Annotated in this window: 20 protein-coding genes, 1 tRNA gene and 1 riboswitch; of the genes, 17 read left to right on the top strand and 4 right to left on the bottom strand. The window is 40.1% G+C overall.

The annotated features are described in order from the left end of the window. The first annotated feature begins 4 nt into the window (after window positions 1–4). From QI30_RS01950 to QI30_RS01965, 4 genes are all read left to right on the top strand, one after another. The gene (locus tag QI30_RS01950; protein ID WP_126989269.1) at window positions 5–982 is read left to right on the top strand and encodes an electron transfer flavoprotein subunit alpha/FixB family protein; all 978 of its coding nucleotides are present in this window, start codon (window positions 5–7) and stop codon (window positions 980–982) included. A 222-nt stretch (window positions 983–1,204) separates the two neighbouring features. Beyond that, window positions 1,205–1,519: a thioredoxin gene (gene trxA, locus QI30_RS01955; protein WP_126989270.1), complete on the top strand. Its 315-nt coding sequence runs from the start codon at window positions 1,205–1,207 to the stop codon at window positions 1,517–1,519. Between the two features lie 108 nt (window positions 1,520–1,627). Then, complete coding sequence (gene uvrC, locus QI30_RS01960) at window positions 1,628–3,400, top strand: excinuclease ABC subunit UvrC (protein WP_126989271.1); 1,773 nt, start codon at window positions 1,628–1,630, stop codon at window positions 3,398–3,400. A 56-nt stretch (window positions 3,401–3,456) separates the two neighbouring features. After that, a riboswitch (Lysine riboswitch) is annotated at window positions 3,457–3,640 on the top strand. A 111-nt stretch (window positions 3,641–3,751) separates the two neighbouring features. Next, window positions 3,752–4,981 carry an aspartate kinase gene (locus QI30_RS01965; RefSeq protein WP_126989272.1) on the top strand — a complete coding sequence of 410 codons (1,230 nt, stop codon included), beginning with the start codon at window positions 3,752–3,754 and terminating at the stop codon, window positions 4,979–4,981. 222 nt (window positions 4,982–5,203) lie between these two features. Here QI30_RS01965 and QI30_RS01970 read toward each other — a convergent pair whose 3' ends face one another. Further along, a complete protein-coding gene (locus QI30_RS01970; RefSeq protein ID WP_126989273.1) occupies window positions 5,204–5,623 on the bottom strand; it encodes a YslB family protein in 420 nt (139 codons plus the stop codon). Window positions 5,624–5,896: 273 nt separating this feature from the next. On the opposite strand from QI30_RS01970, the gene QI30_RS01975 reads away from it, so the two are divergent. From QI30_RS01975 to QI30_RS02020, 10 genes are all read left to right on the top strand, one after another. Further along, window positions 5,897–6,508, top strand: coding sequence for a succinate dehydrogenase cytochrome b558 subunit (locus QI30_RS01975; RefSeq protein WP_126989274.1), 612 nt, complete (start codon window positions 5,897–5,899; stop codon window positions 6,506–6,508). A 59-nt stretch (window positions 6,509–6,567) separates the two neighbouring features. Then, on the top strand, window positions 6,568–8,322 hold the full coding sequence (gene sdhA / locus QI30_RS01980) for a succinate dehydrogenase flavoprotein subunit (RefSeq protein ID WP_126989275.1): 1,755 nt from the start codon (window positions 6,568–6,570) through the stop codon (window positions 8,320–8,322). Window positions 8,323–8,324: 2 nt separating this feature from the next. Continuing rightward, on the top strand, window positions 8,325–9,092 hold the full coding sequence (sdhB, locus tag QI30_RS01985) for a succinate dehydrogenase iron-sulfur subunit (protein ID WP_126989276.1): 768 nt from the start codon (window positions 8,325–8,327) through the stop codon (window positions 9,090–9,092). Between the two features lie 131 nt (window positions 9,093–9,223). Continuing rightward, window positions 9,224–9,673 (top strand): acyl-CoA thioesterase, encoded by a 450-nt coding sequence (locus QI30_RS01990; RefSeq protein WP_126989277.1) that lies wholly within the window; start codon window positions 9,224–9,226, stop codon window positions 9,671–9,673. Between the two features lie 74 nt (window positions 9,674–9,747). Continuing rightward, window positions 9,748–10,191 (top strand): MarR family winged helix-turn-helix transcriptional regulator, encoded by a 444-nt coding sequence (locus tag QI30_RS01995; RefSeq protein ID WP_126989278.1) that lies wholly within the window; start codon window positions 9,748–9,750, stop codon window positions 10,189–10,191. Between the two features lie 10 nt (window positions 10,192–10,201). Next, window positions 10,202–10,996 carry a glutamate racemase gene (gene racE / locus QI30_RS02000; RefSeq protein ID WP_126989279.1) on the top strand — a complete coding sequence of 265 codons (795 nt, stop codon included), beginning with the start codon at window positions 10,202–10,204 and terminating at the stop codon, window positions 10,994–10,996. Window positions 10,997–11,085: 89 nt separating this feature from the next. After that, window positions 11,086–11,676: an XTP/dITP diphosphatase gene (locus tag QI30_RS02005; protein ID WP_126989280.1), complete on the top strand. Its 591-nt coding sequence runs from the start codon at window positions 11,086–11,088 to the stop codon at window positions 11,674–11,676. A gap of 10 nt (window positions 11,677–11,686) precedes the next feature. After that, window positions 11,687–12,181 carry a metallophosphoesterase gene (locus QI30_RS02010; protein ID WP_126989281.1) on the top strand — a complete coding sequence of 165 codons (495 nt, stop codon included), beginning with the start codon at window positions 11,687–11,689 and terminating at the stop codon, window positions 12,179–12,181. Between the two features lie 80 nt (window positions 12,182–12,261). Beyond that, a tRNA-Arg gene (locus QI30_RS02015) sits at window positions 12,262–12,335 on the top strand. A 113-nt stretch (window positions 12,336–12,448) separates the two neighbouring features. Then, on the top strand, window positions 12,449–12,889 hold the full coding sequence (locus QI30_RS02020) for a hypothetical protein (protein ID WP_126989282.1): 441 nt from the start codon (window positions 12,449–12,451) through the stop codon (window positions 12,887–12,889). A gap of 170 nt (window positions 12,890–13,059) precedes the next feature. Here QI30_RS02020 and QI30_RS02025 read toward each other — a convergent pair whose 3' ends face one another. Then, a complete protein-coding gene (locus QI30_RS02025; protein WP_126989283.1) occupies window positions 13,060–13,500 on the bottom strand; it encodes a hypothetical protein in 441 nt (146 codons plus the stop codon). Window positions 13,501–13,686: 186 nt separating this feature from the next. On the opposite strand from QI30_RS02025, the gene QI30_RS20800 reads away from it, so the two are divergent. Then, on the top strand, window positions 13,687–13,836 hold the full coding sequence (locus tag QI30_RS20800) for a hypothetical protein (RefSeq protein WP_029499375.1): 150 nt from the start codon (window positions 13,687–13,689) through the stop codon (window positions 13,834–13,836). Window positions 13,837–13,874: 38 nt separating this feature from the next. Here the strand turns inward: QI30_RS20800 and QI30_RS02030 are convergent, their stop codons facing one another. Next, a complete protein-coding gene (locus QI30_RS02030; RefSeq protein ID WP_126989284.1) occupies window positions 13,875–14,411 on the bottom strand; it encodes a cupin domain-containing protein in 537 nt (178 codons plus the stop codon). 89 nt (window positions 14,412–14,500) lie between these two features. Then, entirely contained in the window at window positions 14,501–14,959 is a 459-nt protein-coding gene (locus tag QI30_RS02035) for a DUF1307 domain-containing protein (protein ID WP_126989285.1), read from the bottom strand. Window positions 14,960–15,092: 133 nt separating this feature from the next. Between QI30_RS02035 and QI30_RS02040 the strand changes: the two genes are divergently transcribed. Both QI30_RS02040 and tnpB read left to right on the top strand, forming a co-directional pair. After that, window positions 15,093–15,455, top strand: coding sequence for a DUF2252 family protein (locus tag QI30_RS02040; protein WP_126989286.1), 363 nt, complete (start codon window positions 15,093–15,095; stop codon window positions 15,453–15,455). Between the two features lie 228 nt (window positions 15,456–15,683). Continuing rightward, on the top strand, window positions 15,684–16,675 hold a 992-nt coding region (tnpB, locus tag QI30_RS02045), incomplete at its 3' end, for an IS200/IS605 family element RNA-guided endonuclease TnpB (protein ID WP_148113846.1).

Raw genomic sequence — 16,675 nt, forward strand, 5'->3', positions numbered from 1 at the left:
TACAATGTCAAAAAAAGTAGTTGTTTTAGCAGAAGCACGTGAAGGCGCGTTACGAAATGTATCATTTGAAGCAATCGCAGCAGGTAAAACGATCTCTGGCGGCGGCGAAGTCGTTGCAGCATTATTCGGCCAATCAGTAGGTGACTTAGCAGGTGAGCTATTCGCTTATGGTGCTGACCGCGTTATTACAGTGGAGCACCCACACTTACAACATTATACTTCTGATGGTTTCGGTCAAGCGCTTAACGCGGTAATCGATCAAGAAGGTCCAGAAGCAATCGTGTTTGGTCACACAGCACTTGGTAAAGATTTATCACCAAAAGTTGCGGCAAAACTAGAAGCAGGTCTTATCTCAGACGTCACAAAAATCGAGGGTGAAGGCGATAGCGCACAATTTATCCGCCCAATCTACTCTGGTAAAGCGTTTGAAAAAGTGGAATCTCAAAGCTCTCCACTATTAGTATCTGTACGTCCGAATAACATCGAGCCTCTTGAAAAAGATGCATCGAAGTCGGGCTCTGCTGAAGCATTATCAGTAGATATTACAAACTTACGTACAATCGTGAAAAACGTTGTTCGTAAATCGACAGAAGGCGTTGACCTTTCAGAAGCGAAAGTAATCGTTTCTGGTGGTCGTGGCGTAAAGAGCTCTGAAGGCTTCGAACCATTAAAAGAGCTTGCTAATCTTCTTGGTGGTGCGGTTGGCGCATCTCGTGGTGCATGTGACGCAGAATACTGTGATTACTCACTACAAATCGGCCAAACAGGGAAAGTTGTAACACCAGACCTTTATATCGCTGCAGGTATCTCTGGTGCAATCCAACATTTAGCGGGTATGTCGAATTCAAAAGTCATTGTTGCTATTAACAAAGACCCAGAAGCAAACATCTTCAACGTAGCTGACTACGGAATCGTAGGCGACTTATTCGAAGTAGTACCTCTTCTAATCGAAGAAGTTAAAGCGCTTCAAGTGAACGCGTAATTTTAAAAACACTGGGGAATCACAGCAATGTGGTTCCCCGTTTTATATTAAAAAAGATATGAAAGAGACGACTTTATAGGAAATCCGCATTGGATAAAAGAGATACCAGAAGATTCATTTGCTAGATTATGCGGATATATCTTTATATCAAGCAAAAAAGTCGCAGGCACCCTTGAAATGTGCTAAACTTTCGGTAATGAGAACTAAGGAGGCTATATAATTATGGCAATTAAACATGCAACAGACGCGTCATTCCATGGCGATATTGAAAAAGGTTTAGTATTAGTAGATTTCTGGGCAACTTGGTGTGGACCATGTAAAATGATCGCGCCAGTTCTTGAAGAACTAGCACCTGAAATTGAAGGACAGGCAGAAATCGTAAAAGTAGATGTTGACCAAAACCAACAAACAGCTGCTGAATTCGGTATTATGTCAATTCCTACACTTGTATTATTCAAAGATGGCGAATTAGTAGATAAAGTTGTTGGTTACCAACCAAAAGAAGCTTTAGCTGAATTCGTATCAAAACACGCTTAATACGCAACAACATATAGAAAGAAGAGCGCTTGTGCTACGGCATAAGCGCTCTTTTTTTGTGAACGCCTGTTCGATTTTGTATAATGAGTATATGAGGGGGGAACGTCGTTGAATGACTTATTAAAACAAAAGCTCGCCATCTTACCGGATAAGCCGGGTTGCTACTTAATGAAGGACCGACAAGGAACGATTATTTATGTAGGGAAAGCGAAAGTTTTAAAAAATCGTGTGCGCTCGTATTTTACCGGTTCACATAATGCGAAAACGGAGCGCTTAGTTAGTGAAATTGTCGATTTTGAATACATTATGACATCCTCGGATATGGAAGCCTTTTTACTAGAGCTTAATCTAATTAAATTACATGACCCAAAATATAATATTATGCTGAAGGATGATAAAACATATCCTTATTTGAAAATAACAAATGAACGCTACCCACGCCTAATGATTACGCGTAAGGTGAAAAAGGACCGCGCAAAATACTTTGGTCCTTATCCAAACGGCTATGCCGCTGCTGAAACGAAGAAGCTACTAGATCGTTTATATCCATTACGCAAATGTGATCCGATGCCAAATCGCGTTTGTCTCTATTATCATATCGGCCAGTGTCTTGCGCCTTGTGTCAAAGACATTCCTAAGGAAACCTATGATGACATGAAGCAGGAAATTTCACGCTTTTTAAAGGGCGGGCAGGATGATGTCAAAAAAGAATTAACGAAGAAAATGTATGAGGCCTCTGAGCAGCTTGATTTTGAGCGAGCAAAGGAATTTCGAGACCAAATTGCGCATATCGAAAAAGTTGTAGAACATCAAAAAATTATTATTAATGACTTCACAGATCGCGATATTTTTGGTTATGCGGTCGATAAGGGCTGGATTTGTGTACAGGTCTTTTTTGTACGTCAAGGCAAGCTAATCGAGCGTGAAGTATCGATGTTCCCGTCCTACGGAGAGCCGGAAGAAGAATTCTTAACATTTGTGGCGCGCTTTTATGAAAAAGGGCATTTGCTACCGAAGGAAATACTCGTCCCACAACAAATTGATGCGAAGATGCTAGAAGAGGCGCTGCATGCTACTGTACTACAGCCACAAAAGGGTAAGAAAAAAGAATTGCTAGAGCTTGCGACGCAAAATGCGCAAAACTCGATTGATGAGAAATTTAAGCTGATTGAGCGTCAAGAGGAGCGCACGATTGGAGCCTGTGAGGAACTAGGGGATGCATTACAAATCGTTACACCGCTGCGCATCGAAGCCTTTGATAACTCACATATTTTTGGTGCCGATACCGTCTCTGCAATGGTTGTATTCGTTGACGGTAAGCCGAGTAAAAAGGATTATCGTAAATTTAAAATTCAGCAGGCAGAGGCGCATGATGATTACGGAGCGATGCGTGAGGTCGTACGTCGTCGTTATACACGGATGTTACGTGATGACCAGCCTTGGCCTGATTTAATCGTCACAGATGGCGGTAAAGGGCAAATGGAGGTCGTGCGCGAGGTGCTAGAGGATGAGCTAGGGCTCGATATTCCGATTGTTGGTCTGGCAAAGGATGATAAGCACCGTACGAAGCAGCTGCTATACGGTATGCCACCGGAGCTTGTGCCACTCAAGCATAATAGTGAGGCCTTTTATTTATTACAGCGTATACAAGATGAAGTGCACCGCTTTGCGATTACGTTCCATCGTCAGTTGCACCAAAAAAATGCGATTACGTCGGTATTAGATGAGATACCAGGCGTTGGTCCAAAGCGAAAGCAGCAACTACTGCGTCATTTCGGCTCGATTAAGAAAATTAAAGAAGCAGATGAGGCACAATTAGTAGAAGCTGGACTACCAAAATCATTGAGTAATACCGTAATTGCGTATTTTTCAAAAAAATAATTGTCCTTTTCCAAATATTGTGATAATGTTAAAGCACCAAATAAAATCACTAGATTAGTGATGATAGAGGCGCGGAACTCTAATAGTAAACATTCTTAGGTTGGATAGAACCGGTGAGGAGTGTTGAAAGGGGAGGCCGCCGAAATGGTTAGGAAATCTATTCTTTCTAACTGTTGGTTCTACATTTAAGAAATGTGGAATTGTCAGAATCAGCAATGGTTCTGGAGGGCTATCACACATGAATGTTCGAACGATGAACGTACATGCGAAGGTCGGCCTAAAATTTAGGTCGGCCTTTTTTTAATTCATGTTGACTGCCTGACATAGACAATATGTGGGGAGCGAATAAATTTGAGTACTTTAGTTGTAAAATTTGGCGGTACTTCGGTAGCGACAACAGAACGAATTCAGCACGTAGCACAGCGAATTCAAAAGGAATATAAAAAAGGGCATAGCATTGTGGCTGTTGTATCTGCAATGGGGAAAACGACCGATCAACTTGTCGCAATGGCAAATGAGATAGCAACGACTCCTTCAAAACGTGAAATGGATGTTCTGCTAACAACAGGTGAGCAGGTGACAATTTCATTATTATCGATGGCGCTTCAATCTTTAGGCATTGAAGCACAGTCTTTTACAGGGTGGCAAGCGGGCATTGTTACGGAGCAAGTACCGAGCAATGCACGTATTGAAAACATTCAAGCAAAAACAATTCAGCAAGCATTAAATGAGCATAAAATTGCTGTTGTAGCGGGTTTCCAAGGCATTGATGCACAAGGGAATATTACGACGCTCGGTCGAGGTGGCTCAGATACGACAGCGGTGGCACTTGCGGCAGCTCTTGGCGCAGAACGCTGTGATATTTACACCGATGTGGACGGCGTGTATACAAGTGACCCACGCTATATTAAAGGCGCGCGTAAGCTACAGGAGATGTCTTATGATGAAATGCTTGAACTCGCACATTTAGGCGCGGGTGTGCTTCATCCACGTAGCGTGGAGGTCGCTAAAAATCATCGTATGCCGATGACCGTTCGCTCGAGTTATGAAGAAGTTGAGGGAACGATTTTGAAGGAGGAAGTTATAGTGGAAAAAAATCTAGTAGTGCGCGGAGTTGCCTTTGAAGAGCAAATCGTGCGTATGACCGTTTATTATAATGAAAGCTATACCGGCTCACTTGCCAATATTTTTACAACATTAGCTAAAAATCATATCAATGTTGATATTATTGTACAGGCGCTTGTCGCACAAGGCAGTCCAACGGTATCATTCTCTGTTAAAGAATCACAGTTACAAGAGACATTAGCCGTTTTAGCAGCACATAAAAGTACATTAGGCTATGACCATATCGAGCATGAGAGTCAATTAGCAAAAGTATCGATTGTTGGCTCAGGTATGGCCTCTAATCCAGGAGTTGCGGCGGCGATGTTTGACCGTCTATACCGCGAAGGCATCGGTGTGAAGATGGTTAGTACATCTGAAATCAAAGTGTCGGTCGTAGTAGCGCATGAAGATATGTTAAAAGCCGCCAATGCTCTACATGAGGAATTTGAATTAAGTAAAGTTTCAGTAGAAGTTTAAACGGAAAAGAAATAAAAAAAGAGTAGTCTTTTGTGTAGGCAAATGTCCAGTTATCTAAGTGGAAATTGAACAGAAATCTCTAAAAATTTTGAGTTTCTTCTATTTAAAAATGAAATGACATGAAAGGCATCGATAATAAACGATTATTTTCATAAATCAGTCATTTTATTATATAAAAAAAGGATTGCGGCTTTCGCAATCCTTTTTTGAGCATTGAAGGAATTAACGTTCGATTGGATCTTTTAAATCCCATTTTACATGGAAGGTTACGCTGTTTTTTCGTTCATGCTTATCATCTAAACATTCTGTAAGAAGTCCAGACATATTTTGGTGCTGCTCAGCTAAAAAGCCAGCTTCTAAGCGGAAGCAACGATGTGTAATATGTAGTAAATCTTCAGCACCTGATAATGTAAAGAACGCTTCATCTTTTGATTGTTTATCAAGTGTTAAGATGCCCCAACTAGCATCTGCAAAAAATTGTAATACTTCTTCTATTGTCGTAGCGGGGAATTTGCGTGCTAGCTCTTTACCAGCCCAGTAGAGAATATCTTCTTCATTTTTACCTAAGATAGAAGACAGAATATGGTCTCGAATAAGCTCGTAGCCAAACGCAGAAACATTTTGTGTTAATTCTTGCGACATATGACCACTTCTTTCTTAAAATTTGTCTAAAATTTGAATGAGATAGAAAATATTTGCTTGAAATAGATAATTCAACTCATTTATAGCGGTTTCCACACGTATAGGACGCTTTGAAATTGCTTTGGTTTCCTTGACGCTCAATAGTTATGAGAGTACAATGAACTTGTCATAATATTGTACCATGATAAAGCTTGTAGTGAAACCATACGTTAGCGAATCTAACGATGGTTAATCTTGTGCTGCAAGTTTTAAGTACTGAGGGGGGTAACAGTCTTGGCGAAAGAAAAAGAGTTTTATTGGCGTCGACTACATTCACTACTTGGTTTAATTCCTGTAGGTCTGTTTTTAGTGTTCCATTTATTAGTCAACTTCCAAGCTACTAAAGGTGTAGAAGCTTTCAACGAAGCAGCAGGCTTAGTTGAAAAAATGCCATTCTTATTAGTTTTAGAATGGGTTGTAATTTATATTCCATTAATGTTCCATGCATTCTATGGTGTATATATTGCATTTACTGCAAAATCAAATCTAAAACGTTTTGGTACAACACGTAACTGGTTCTTCATGTTACAACGTTTATCAGGTATTTTCTTAGTAATTTTCATTGCTTGGCATATCTGGCAAACACGTTTACAAAAAACGCTTGCAGATGCTGAAGTTAACTACGATATGATGGCTGACATCGTATCAAACCCAGCAATGTTAGCATTCTACATTGTTGGTATCATCGCAGCTACATTCCACTTATCTAACGGTATCTGGTCATTCTTAGTTAGCTGGGGTATTACACAATCTAAACAATCTCAAAAAGTTGCAACTTGGGTAACAATGATTTTCTTTGTATTGCTATCTGTAGTAGGCGTAATGGCAATTTTAGCTTTCGTTTAATCGATAAGCTAATTTATTGAAAACGCTAACTACTATTTGAACGAGGAGTGAGAAAAAACATGGCGAAAAGCAAACTTCTAGTTGTTGGCGGCGGTTTAGCCGGCTTAATGACTACAATGAAAGCTGCTGAAATGGGCACAGAAGTAGAATTATTCTCATTAGTTCCGGTTAAGCGTTCACACTCTGTATGTGCGCAAGGCGGAATGAATGGTGCCGTTAATACTAAAGGTGAAGGGGACTCACCTTGGATCCACTTTGATGATACTGTTTATGGCGGTGACTTCTTAGCAAACCAACCACCAGTAAAAGCAATGTGTGAAGCAGCACCTGGTATCATCCACTTACTAGACCGTATGGGCGTTATGTTCAACCGTACACCAGAAGGTCTTTTAGATTTCCGTCGTTTTGGCGGTACAATGCATCACCGTACAGCGTTCGCTGGTGCAACAACTGGTCAACAACTTCTATACGCACTTGACGAACAAGTACGTAAATGGGAAGTAGAAGGCTTAGTTACAAAATTCGAAGGCTGGGAATTCCTAGGCCTAATCTTAGATGAACAAGGCGTATGTAAAGGTATTAAAGCACAAGACCTTGCAACTCACGAAATCCGTGCATTCCGTGGTGACGCAGTTGTTATGGCAACTGGTGGCCCTGGTATCATCTTCGGTAAATCAACAAACTCAATGATCAACACTGGTTCTGCAGCATCTATCGTGTACCAACAAGGTGCTAAATACGCAAACGGTGAAATGATCCAAATCCACCCAACAGCAATCCCTGGCGATGACAAATTACGTCTAATGTCAGAATCTGCTCGTGGTGAAGGTGGCCGTATCTGGACTTATAAAGACGGTAAACCTTGGTACTTCTTAGAAGAAAAATATCCTGCGTACGGTAACTTAGTACCTCGTGATGTTGCGACTCGTGAAATCTTCGACGTATGTATCAACCAAAAATTAGGTATTAACGGTGAAAACGTTGTATACCTTGACTTATCTCACAAAGATCCACACGAATTAGATATTAAACTTGGTGGTATCATTGAAATCTACCAAAAATTCGTAGGTGATGATCCTCATAAAGTACCAATGAAAATCTTCCCAGCAGTTCACTATTCTATGGGCGGTTTATATGTAGATTACGATCAACATACAACAATCCCTGGTTGCTTCGCTGCAGGTGAATGTGATTACTCTCAACACGGTGGTAACCGTCTTGGCGCTAACTCATTACTTTCAGCTATCTACGGTGGTACTGTAGCTGGTCCAAACGCAGTTAACTACATTAAAGGTTTAGACAAACACGTTGAAGACCTTCCATCTAAAATTTATGATGATGCAGTTCGCGAAGAACAAGCTAAATGGAATGAAGTTATCTCAATGGATAAAGGTAACGAAAATGCTTACCTTCTTCACAAAGAGCTTGGTGAATTAATGACAAACAACGTAACAGTTGTTCGTTACAACAAACAATTACAAGAAACACTTGAAAAATTAGCTGAATTCAAAGAACGTTGGAACAACATCAACGTAAATGATACAGCTAAATGGTCTAACCAAGGTATTCAATTTACTCGTCAATTACGTAACATGCTTGCGCTTGCAAACGTAATTACAAAAGGTGCGTTACTACGTGATGAATCTCGTGGTGCTCACTACAAACCTGAATTCCCTGAACGTGACGATGAGAACTTCTTAAAAACAACAATTGCTGAATTCACACCGTCATTTGATCCAATTATCACTTACGAAGAAGTTGATTGCTCTATGATCAAACCTCGTAAACGTGACTACACAGGAGGTGCTCACTAATCATGGCAGAACAAAAAACAATTACTGTTAAAGTAAAACGTCAAGATAGTCCAGAGGCATCGACTCGTTGGGAAGAATTCGAAGTTCCTTACCGCCCAAATATGAACGTTATCTCTGTTCTTATGAAAATTCGTGAGAACCCAGTAACTACAAGCGGTAAAAAAACTACTCCAGTAGCATGGGACATGAACTGTTTAGAAGAAGTTTGTGGCGCATGTTCAATGGTTATCAATGGCCGTCCACGTCAATCATGTTCAGCTCTTGTTGACCAATTACAACAACCACTTACAATCGAACCAATGAGCACGTTCCCAATTATCCGTGACTTACAAGTTGACCGTTCACGCATGTTCGACTCACTTAAAAAAGTTAAAGCTTGGGTTCCAATCGATGGTACGTACGATTTAGGTGAAGGTCCTCGTTTACCAGAACGTAAACGTGAATGGGCTTATGAGTTATCAAAATGTATGACTTGTGGTGTTTGCTTAGAGTCATGCCCTAACGTAAACTCTGGCTCTTCATTCATGGGTCCAGCTCCTTTATCACAAGTTCGTTTATTCAACACTCACCCAACTGGTGCAATGGTGAAAGACGAACGCTTAAACGCTATTATGGGAGACGGCGGTCTTGCTAACTGCGGTAACTCTCAAAACTGTGTTCAAGCATGTCCTAAAGGTATTCCTTTAACAACTTCTATTGCTTCACTTAACCGTGCTGCAACAGTTCAAATGTTCAAAAACTTCTTCGGTTCTGACCACATGGTCGACTAAGAATATTGAACAAAAGCCACTCGCTTCTGCGGGTGGCTTTTTTGTTTGTAAAAAGAAAATATGTGCAATTGCGAGAAAAAGTTGGTAAAATATGAGAATGAACAACTATTCATTTATTTGGGGGGATTTACATGTTACCAGCATATATTGAGGATGTACAAACATGGTTGGCAGATTTTTATTATTTCGAGGATATTAAAGTACGTTTTTGTGAAACAGATTTATTTGGTCATATGAATAATACAGTGCCATTCATTTATTTCGAGCAAGTGCGTACAGCGTATATGGAAAATAGCGGCTTAATGGCACAAGAGCTTGAGCCAGGTGTCTTCGGTGTGCCGGTCATGGCAAATCTTCATTGTGACTATGTGCAACAGGCCTACTACAATGATGTGTTAAAGGTTGGTGTGAAAATAGCACGTATTGGCCGCTCATCGATTGATATGCATTATGTTGCACTGAAGGGTCAAGAAATTATTTTTACAGGAACAAGTACAGTCGTACAAATGAATAAAAATACAGGAAAATCTATAGCGTTCAATAATGAGCAATTAGAGTCACTTACCGGAACAGTTAAATAATTCAGAAATAACTTGCTTATTAAGGCATTTAAAGTCAAAATAGAGGTTATATATACTTTACGGGAGTGATTTTAATGCCGCATGACGAGTTAACTGAAAATATTTTAAGTGTCGAAAAAAGTTTGCGACATATCGCCGGCAACATCAAACAAAAAGGACGCGAAATTTTGAGTAATTATACAATTACGCCACCACAATTTATCGCGCTTCAGTGGTTAGATGAACTTGGGGACATGACAATTGGCGAACTTTCTACTAAAATGTATTTAGCGTTTAGTACAACAACTGATTTAGTCGATCGTATGGAACAGAAAGAATTAGTCATTCGTTCTCGCGATACGAAAGATCGTCGTGTGGTCCGTGTACATTTGTTGGAAAAGGGTAAACAAATTATTACGGAGGTTGTTGAAAAGCGACAAGGCTATTTACAAGACGTTGTTAAAGATTTTGACGATTCGGAAGTGGAGGTTCTTTCAACACTCCTCTTACGAATGTATCAAGAAATGAAAGAGGAATGAGGCGGTTAACGTGAATGCTCCAATTGGAGTTATTGATTCAGGTGTTGGTGGCTTAACCGTTGTAAAAGAAATGCTTCACTATTTACCTAATGAAGAGATTTACTATATCGGTGATACAGCGCGCTGCCCATACGGTCCAAGAACGCCTAAAGAAGTCGTGAAATTTACATGGCAAATGGCGAATAAACTGGAAGAGATGGGTATAAAAATGCTTGTCATTGCATGCAATACGGCAACATGCGTAGCATTAGAAAGTCTACAAAAACATAGCAACATTCCAATCATCGGTGTCATCAATGCAGGTGCACAAGCCGCAATCAAGGCGACGAAAACACATGATATCGCAGTTATCGCAACAGCGGGTACAGTGAAAAGCGGGGCGTATGAAAATGCCGTAGCATCACTTTATTCATCAAGTAAAATTTCATCGCTTGCATGTCCACCGCTTGTACCGCTTGTAGAAAGTGGCGAGTATGAAAGTGAATTTGCTTTTGACTTAGTGAAAAAGACATTACAACCATTAGAAAAAAATCAGTTTGACACATTAATTTTAGGATGTACCCATTATCCAATTATTAAAGATTTGATTCAACGTGCAGTTGGCGATCAGGTACATATCGTATCCTCAGCTACTGAGACAGCGAAGCAAGCATTAGATATTCTACAATTCAAAGGTATCGAACGAAGTGCCACAACTGCACCACAACATCGATTTTTTGCAACAGGCTCATTGCCAATCTTTAAAGATATCGCAACGAACTGGCTACCAATCGATGACGTGAATGCAGCGCGCATTACGTTATAACAAACAAGGGGCTGTCCCGCAGGAGCTTTTCTTCAACAGAAGAAGGTTTTGCATGGCAGCTCCTTTTCTACATATGGAGGGAATTAATTATGAAGCAAGTCGTTATCGCTACAAAAAACAAAGGGAAAGCACATGATTTTGAAGCCATCTTTAAACCACTTGGCTATGATGTATTAACACTATTTGATGTCGCACCAAGCATGGATATTGAGGAAACAGGAACAACATTTGAGGAAAATGCCATTTTAAAAGCAGAGGCACTAGCAAAAGATTTACAGCAATTAGTCATTGCCGATGATAGTGGCTTAGAAGTGGATGCACTAAACGGCGAACCAGGCGTTTATTCAGCACGTTACGCAGGCGACCATGATGATGAAGCGAATATCGATAAAGTGCTTGAAAAGCTCTCAGAAACGCCAGATAAGGACCGTACAGCACGTTTCGTATGCTGCCTAGCAATCACAGGTCCAGAGATGGACACGATGACTGTAAAAGGCTACTGTGAGGGTCAAATCTTACGTGAACGCCAAGGAGAGGATGGCTTTGGCTACGATCCGATTTTCTACATGCCAGAGCTCGGCAAAACATTAGCACAAGTAAGCGCAGAGGAAAAAGGCAAGGTGTCTCATCGAGGCAATGCACTGCGTTTACTAACAGAAAAATTAGCGGGTAAATTATAGGAGGGATTCGATGAAGATTGTCGTATTAAGTGATACACACGGAGATGCTGCGATTATTCCAGACGTTATCGCAGCACATCCAGATGCAGCGTATTATTTCCACTGTGGCGATAGTGAGCTTGCCTATGAGGATGTGCATATAAAAGACTGCAAGCGTGTACGCGGGAACTGTGATTATGATGTGAACTATCCAGTAGAGGAAGTGGTCAATGTCGAGGGTAAGACGGTATTTATGACACATGGGCATTTATTTAACGTCAAAACGACGCTGACACCACTTGCGATGCGTGCACAGGAAGTTAATGCCAATATCGTGTTATTTGGTCACTCGCATGTTTTAGGCGCTGAATTAGTTGATGGCACACTCTTTTTAAACCCTGGCAGCCTCAAATCACCACGTGGCCGTAAAGAAAAAAGCTATGCGGTTATTGAGACAACAGCCGATAGCTATAGCGTTACATTTCTAGACGATCAACATCAGCTCATTACAAAAATTAATTTCTAATTCTATATTAAAAAAATTTATTGACGCTTCTAAAAACGTCCTATATAATAAGTATTGTCCTAATCGAATTAGGCAATACCGTCTCAGTAGCTCAGCTGGATAGAGCAACGCCCTTCTAAGGCGTCGGTCGGGGGTTCGAATCCCTCCTGGGACATCAAGGTGTCATCGAAAAACGCTTTAAGTTCTTATTACATAGGAATTTAAGGCGTTTTTTGTTTTCTAGAAAATGATAAAATAAAGAGAATATGGCATAGGGAAGTGGACAGAATGATCGATTATTATCTTGTATTGCTTGTGGGTATTGTGATGGCGGCTGGCAGTATCTTTCTTTTAATCACAATGGTTAAGGACCGGGTTTTCCCGTTTTTACGTATTTTAAAAACGCTCGGGCTATTTGTAGTAGGAATCGGACTACTCGTATTTACGGTGCCGGATTTAAAATCAATTGTGGCAAAAGACTATGACCAGCTAGAGGGGAAATGTACGATTGATACCGCTAAAAGTGGGCGACATCATACGACGAAAACGTATTTTGATATGGTGTATTTAGACGAGAAAATTAGGAGTAAGGGTAAACCGGAGTTACCCGCATATGGCGAGGCCAATCCATATTATTGTGAGATTACGGTAAGTCACAATCATCAGTTTGAAATGGATTACAAAGTATATGACTGGAAGACAAGAGAATTGCTTGAGACGAGTGACTAACAGTACATACGAGAGAATAGGAATGAAATCACTAGGAGAGGGTTTTCAATATTTTAAGCTAAATTGCGATGATATTTTGAGCATATTGAAGCGGAATTTTAAACGATAGAAAGCCATATATAAACATGAAAACCCCCACCGTATTCAAACGACGGTGGAGGTTTTATTTATTAGCGCATATTTGTTAGGATAGACGAACGATTATCTTGCATTTTTTTAATGAAATTAGTCATTGTATCAAATGCTTCGTTGCGTTTATTTGATAAACTTTGAAGACGAAGCGTATCCATTTGCTGCGAATTGGCTAGCGTATCCATTTGTTGTTTAATCAATGCTCTTTCCTCTTCATTCTTACAAGTAGCTAACCGTTCATTAAGTTTTGAAATCTCAGCATTTCGTACTTGTACCTGTTCTAGCTGATTCTTTAGTTGATCTTCCAATAAACCTGCGCGCTTACTTTGCACGGCCAATAATGCGTTCTCGAGATCCATACCTTGCAAGCTTGATAAATTTGTTTGTGCTGCAGTTGTTACTGTAGTTGCAGACGAGTGTCCAGCACCTGTAAATAATAAAGCAACAGCCATACTACTACTAATTAAACATTTTTTCATTGTAAACCTCCATTCATTTTTAGTGGTAGATTACCACTTCTTACTACCTATCTTATAGGCCAAAGGTTAAGATGAGGTTAAAAAGAAAAAATAAGGTAGCATCTTTTTCCAAACATTCTCTTTACACGAATCGTCGAAAATAATGTATAGTAGTATGGTTACGTTAACAAAAAGTAGGTGAACCAAATGGGAAAATATCAATTAGATTCAAAAGGCCAGGCAGCAGTAACGAAGTTCCACGAAAAAAACAAGCCGGCTCAGTCCAATAAACAAGAACGTCTTGCACAATTACGTGAGGCATATTTACAAAAGAAACAAGCGAAGCAAGGGAAATAATAAGAAAGAGGCTTTCACATGTGTGAGAGCCTCTTTTTTTATGCTTCAATATAATATTTTTCTAATTCTTTTAACGTACCGTTTTTCTCAGCTTTCGCTAAAATGCGCTTCGCAATAAAGCGTTGAATGCTAATTGGAATACCAGCAATCCATGTGTTTTGGAAGTACAGGATAATAGCTAGATGGGTAAAATTTTTCGGATTACCTTTATCATCTGTTAGATTATCGTCCATCAGTCCATAATGAATGCGCACAGACGTCTCAAAATCACAACGTGGTGTTAGTGTCACACGAAATGTTACCGGCTCTGGATGTGCATTTGTGAAGCGGTGCGCCTGTTTTAGACGAACAAGTGCTGCATCACCTGGCTTTAAAATGGTCGTTTTTTTATTTACAGTGACCGTTAGTTGACCGCTAATGACTTCAAAATTTTCCTCATAGCGGTCATGCTTATGTAGTGGTGGGCCATCCCCGTTGGCTGGTAGTGTTACTTCAATAATGGTGTAGTCTTTCGTGCGTTCGACAAACGTAATTTGTTCGCCTGTATAACGGTGTTTTACGGTAGTTGGCAACATAGTCTAATCCCCTTTAAATCAATACATTTAGTGTAACAGAAACAGTCGAAATTGCCTATGTCCTTTTTCGCCCTACAATAGCTTACAAATTACTCCTCAAGCTTCTTAAAACCATTTTCTTTTAAAAGCATTTCGGTCTTGATTTTATTTACTTGAACCGGATTTGTCGATTCTACTTCAAACGTAACGCCCTGCAAGTTTTCAAGTGCCTCTAAATGTTCGATTTTATCATAATCAATCGTCAAATTGGTTGCAATCGCATTCCTTTTATAATTTGCTTTATAGCGTATACCAGCTTCGTGATTATATTCTTGCTCAGCATCTAAATTCGCTTCACGTGCAGCTTCTTTTGAAGCGTAGCCAAGCGTTTTATATGACATCGTCGTTTCAATTTGCTGTTTTGTAATAGTATCATCTACATAATAATTTTTGACGGTCATGTCGATGCCGTCTTGCTGCATTTCATAGGTTGCTGTATCTTCTTGTGTGCAAGCACCTAATAAAAAACTTGTACCGACGAGTAGGGTACATAGTGTGCGTTTCATCATTCGAATCACCAACCTTTTCTTTTTTTACGTTGTTAAGTGTATCGAAATGAAGGGTAATAATATAGACAAAACCGTGAAATTACATGAAATTGATAGCTTCGTTACATAGTTGAAATGTTAGAGGGGGAATTTGATGCCAATTAATAACGAACGTGTGAAAAACACACGCCAAGCTTTGCGTAAGCATTTTATTGAAACCGTGCTACATGAATTTGATGTGGACTGTATGGGACTAAGTGATGCACAGCGCCAAGCAAAGTATGACAAGATGCAGGAGAGTGCGTACCGATTTTTTAGAGGGAGCGCCTATTTGTTTTACTATGATGTGACGAAGATTCCATCGCTTTATCATACGCCTGAGCATAGACCTGTATGGATTCAAGGAGATATGCATATGGATAATTTCGGATGCTTCCAAAATGAAGCGGGACAAATCGTTTTTGATGCCAATGATTTTGATGAAGGCTATGTTGGCTCGTATTTATCATGTCTGTAGCAGAAGACGCCCACCTCAAGGAGCGAAGTGAGTAGGTGGGCGATGCATGCTGTGCTTTTGACGAATAGCACGTTTCAAGAGATGCTCGTTAAAATACTCGTTAATAGGGCTTGCTATTGATTGAAAAAGGGTATGGAAAGACTAGAACTGTTTTGCTCTAAAAACGACTGTCGGATCTCTACTGGCGGTATTTCAATCGAAACGATTAAAAACTAATGAGCGGAAGAGGTGAACGTATTGTCACAAAATAAAGCCTACAAATTTAGATTATATCCAAATAAGGACCAACAAGCACGCATCCATCAAACGCATGGTCATTGTCGTTTTGTCTATAACCATTTTCTTGCACTTTGGAACACTTCTTATAAGGAAGATGGCAAAAGCTTAAATCGTTGCCTGATGTCTAAAGTCCTCACGAAGATGAAGAAACAAGATGAAACAGCTTGGCTGAGAAACGTAGACAGTGTGGCATTACAAGCCTCTTATGAATGTTTAATCGATGCCTTCAATCGATTTTTTAAGAAGCAAAACAACTACCCTCGTTTCAAAAGCAAAAAGAATCCCGTACAAAGCTATACAACCAAAAATACAAATAACAATATCGCGATTGTCGGCAAACGAATCAAACTACCGAAGCTTGGGCTTGTGAAGTTTGCGAAGTCTTGTGAGGTAGAAGGCCGTATACTGCGCGCAACGATCAAATATCATGCAAGTGGCCATTTTTACGTATCGATTGCATGCGAAGTGCCGGATGTTCATCCGTTACCGAAAACCAATCAATCTGTAGGGATTGATTTAGGTATCACTGATTTCGCCATATTTTCTGATGGACGTAAAGTGGATAACCAACGCTTTACGGCGAAGATGGAACAGAAACTAAAGCGTGAACAACGCAAGTTATCACGTCGCTACGAACAAGCAAAAAAAGAGAACCGCGTTTTACGTGACTGCATGAACTACCAAAAGCAACGCATGAAAGTTGCGCGTTTGCGTGAACGTGTCGCGTTTCAGCGGGAAGACTTTTTGAATAAGTTATCAACGGAACTCATTCGCCAGTACGACATCATCTGCCTAGAAGACTTACACACCAAAGGCATGTTGAAAAATCATAAACTAGCGAAAGCGATTAGTGACGTTTCTTGGACTTCTTTTGTGCAAAAACTGATGTATAAGGCGAAGTGGTATGGCCGAAAAATCGTAAAAGTTTCACGCTTCTATCC

The organism is Candidatus Kurthia intestinigallinarum, assembly GCF_003991225.1.
Classification (GTDB): domain Bacteria; phylum Bacillota; class Bacilli; order Bacillales_A; family Planococcaceae; genus Kurthia; species Kurthia populi.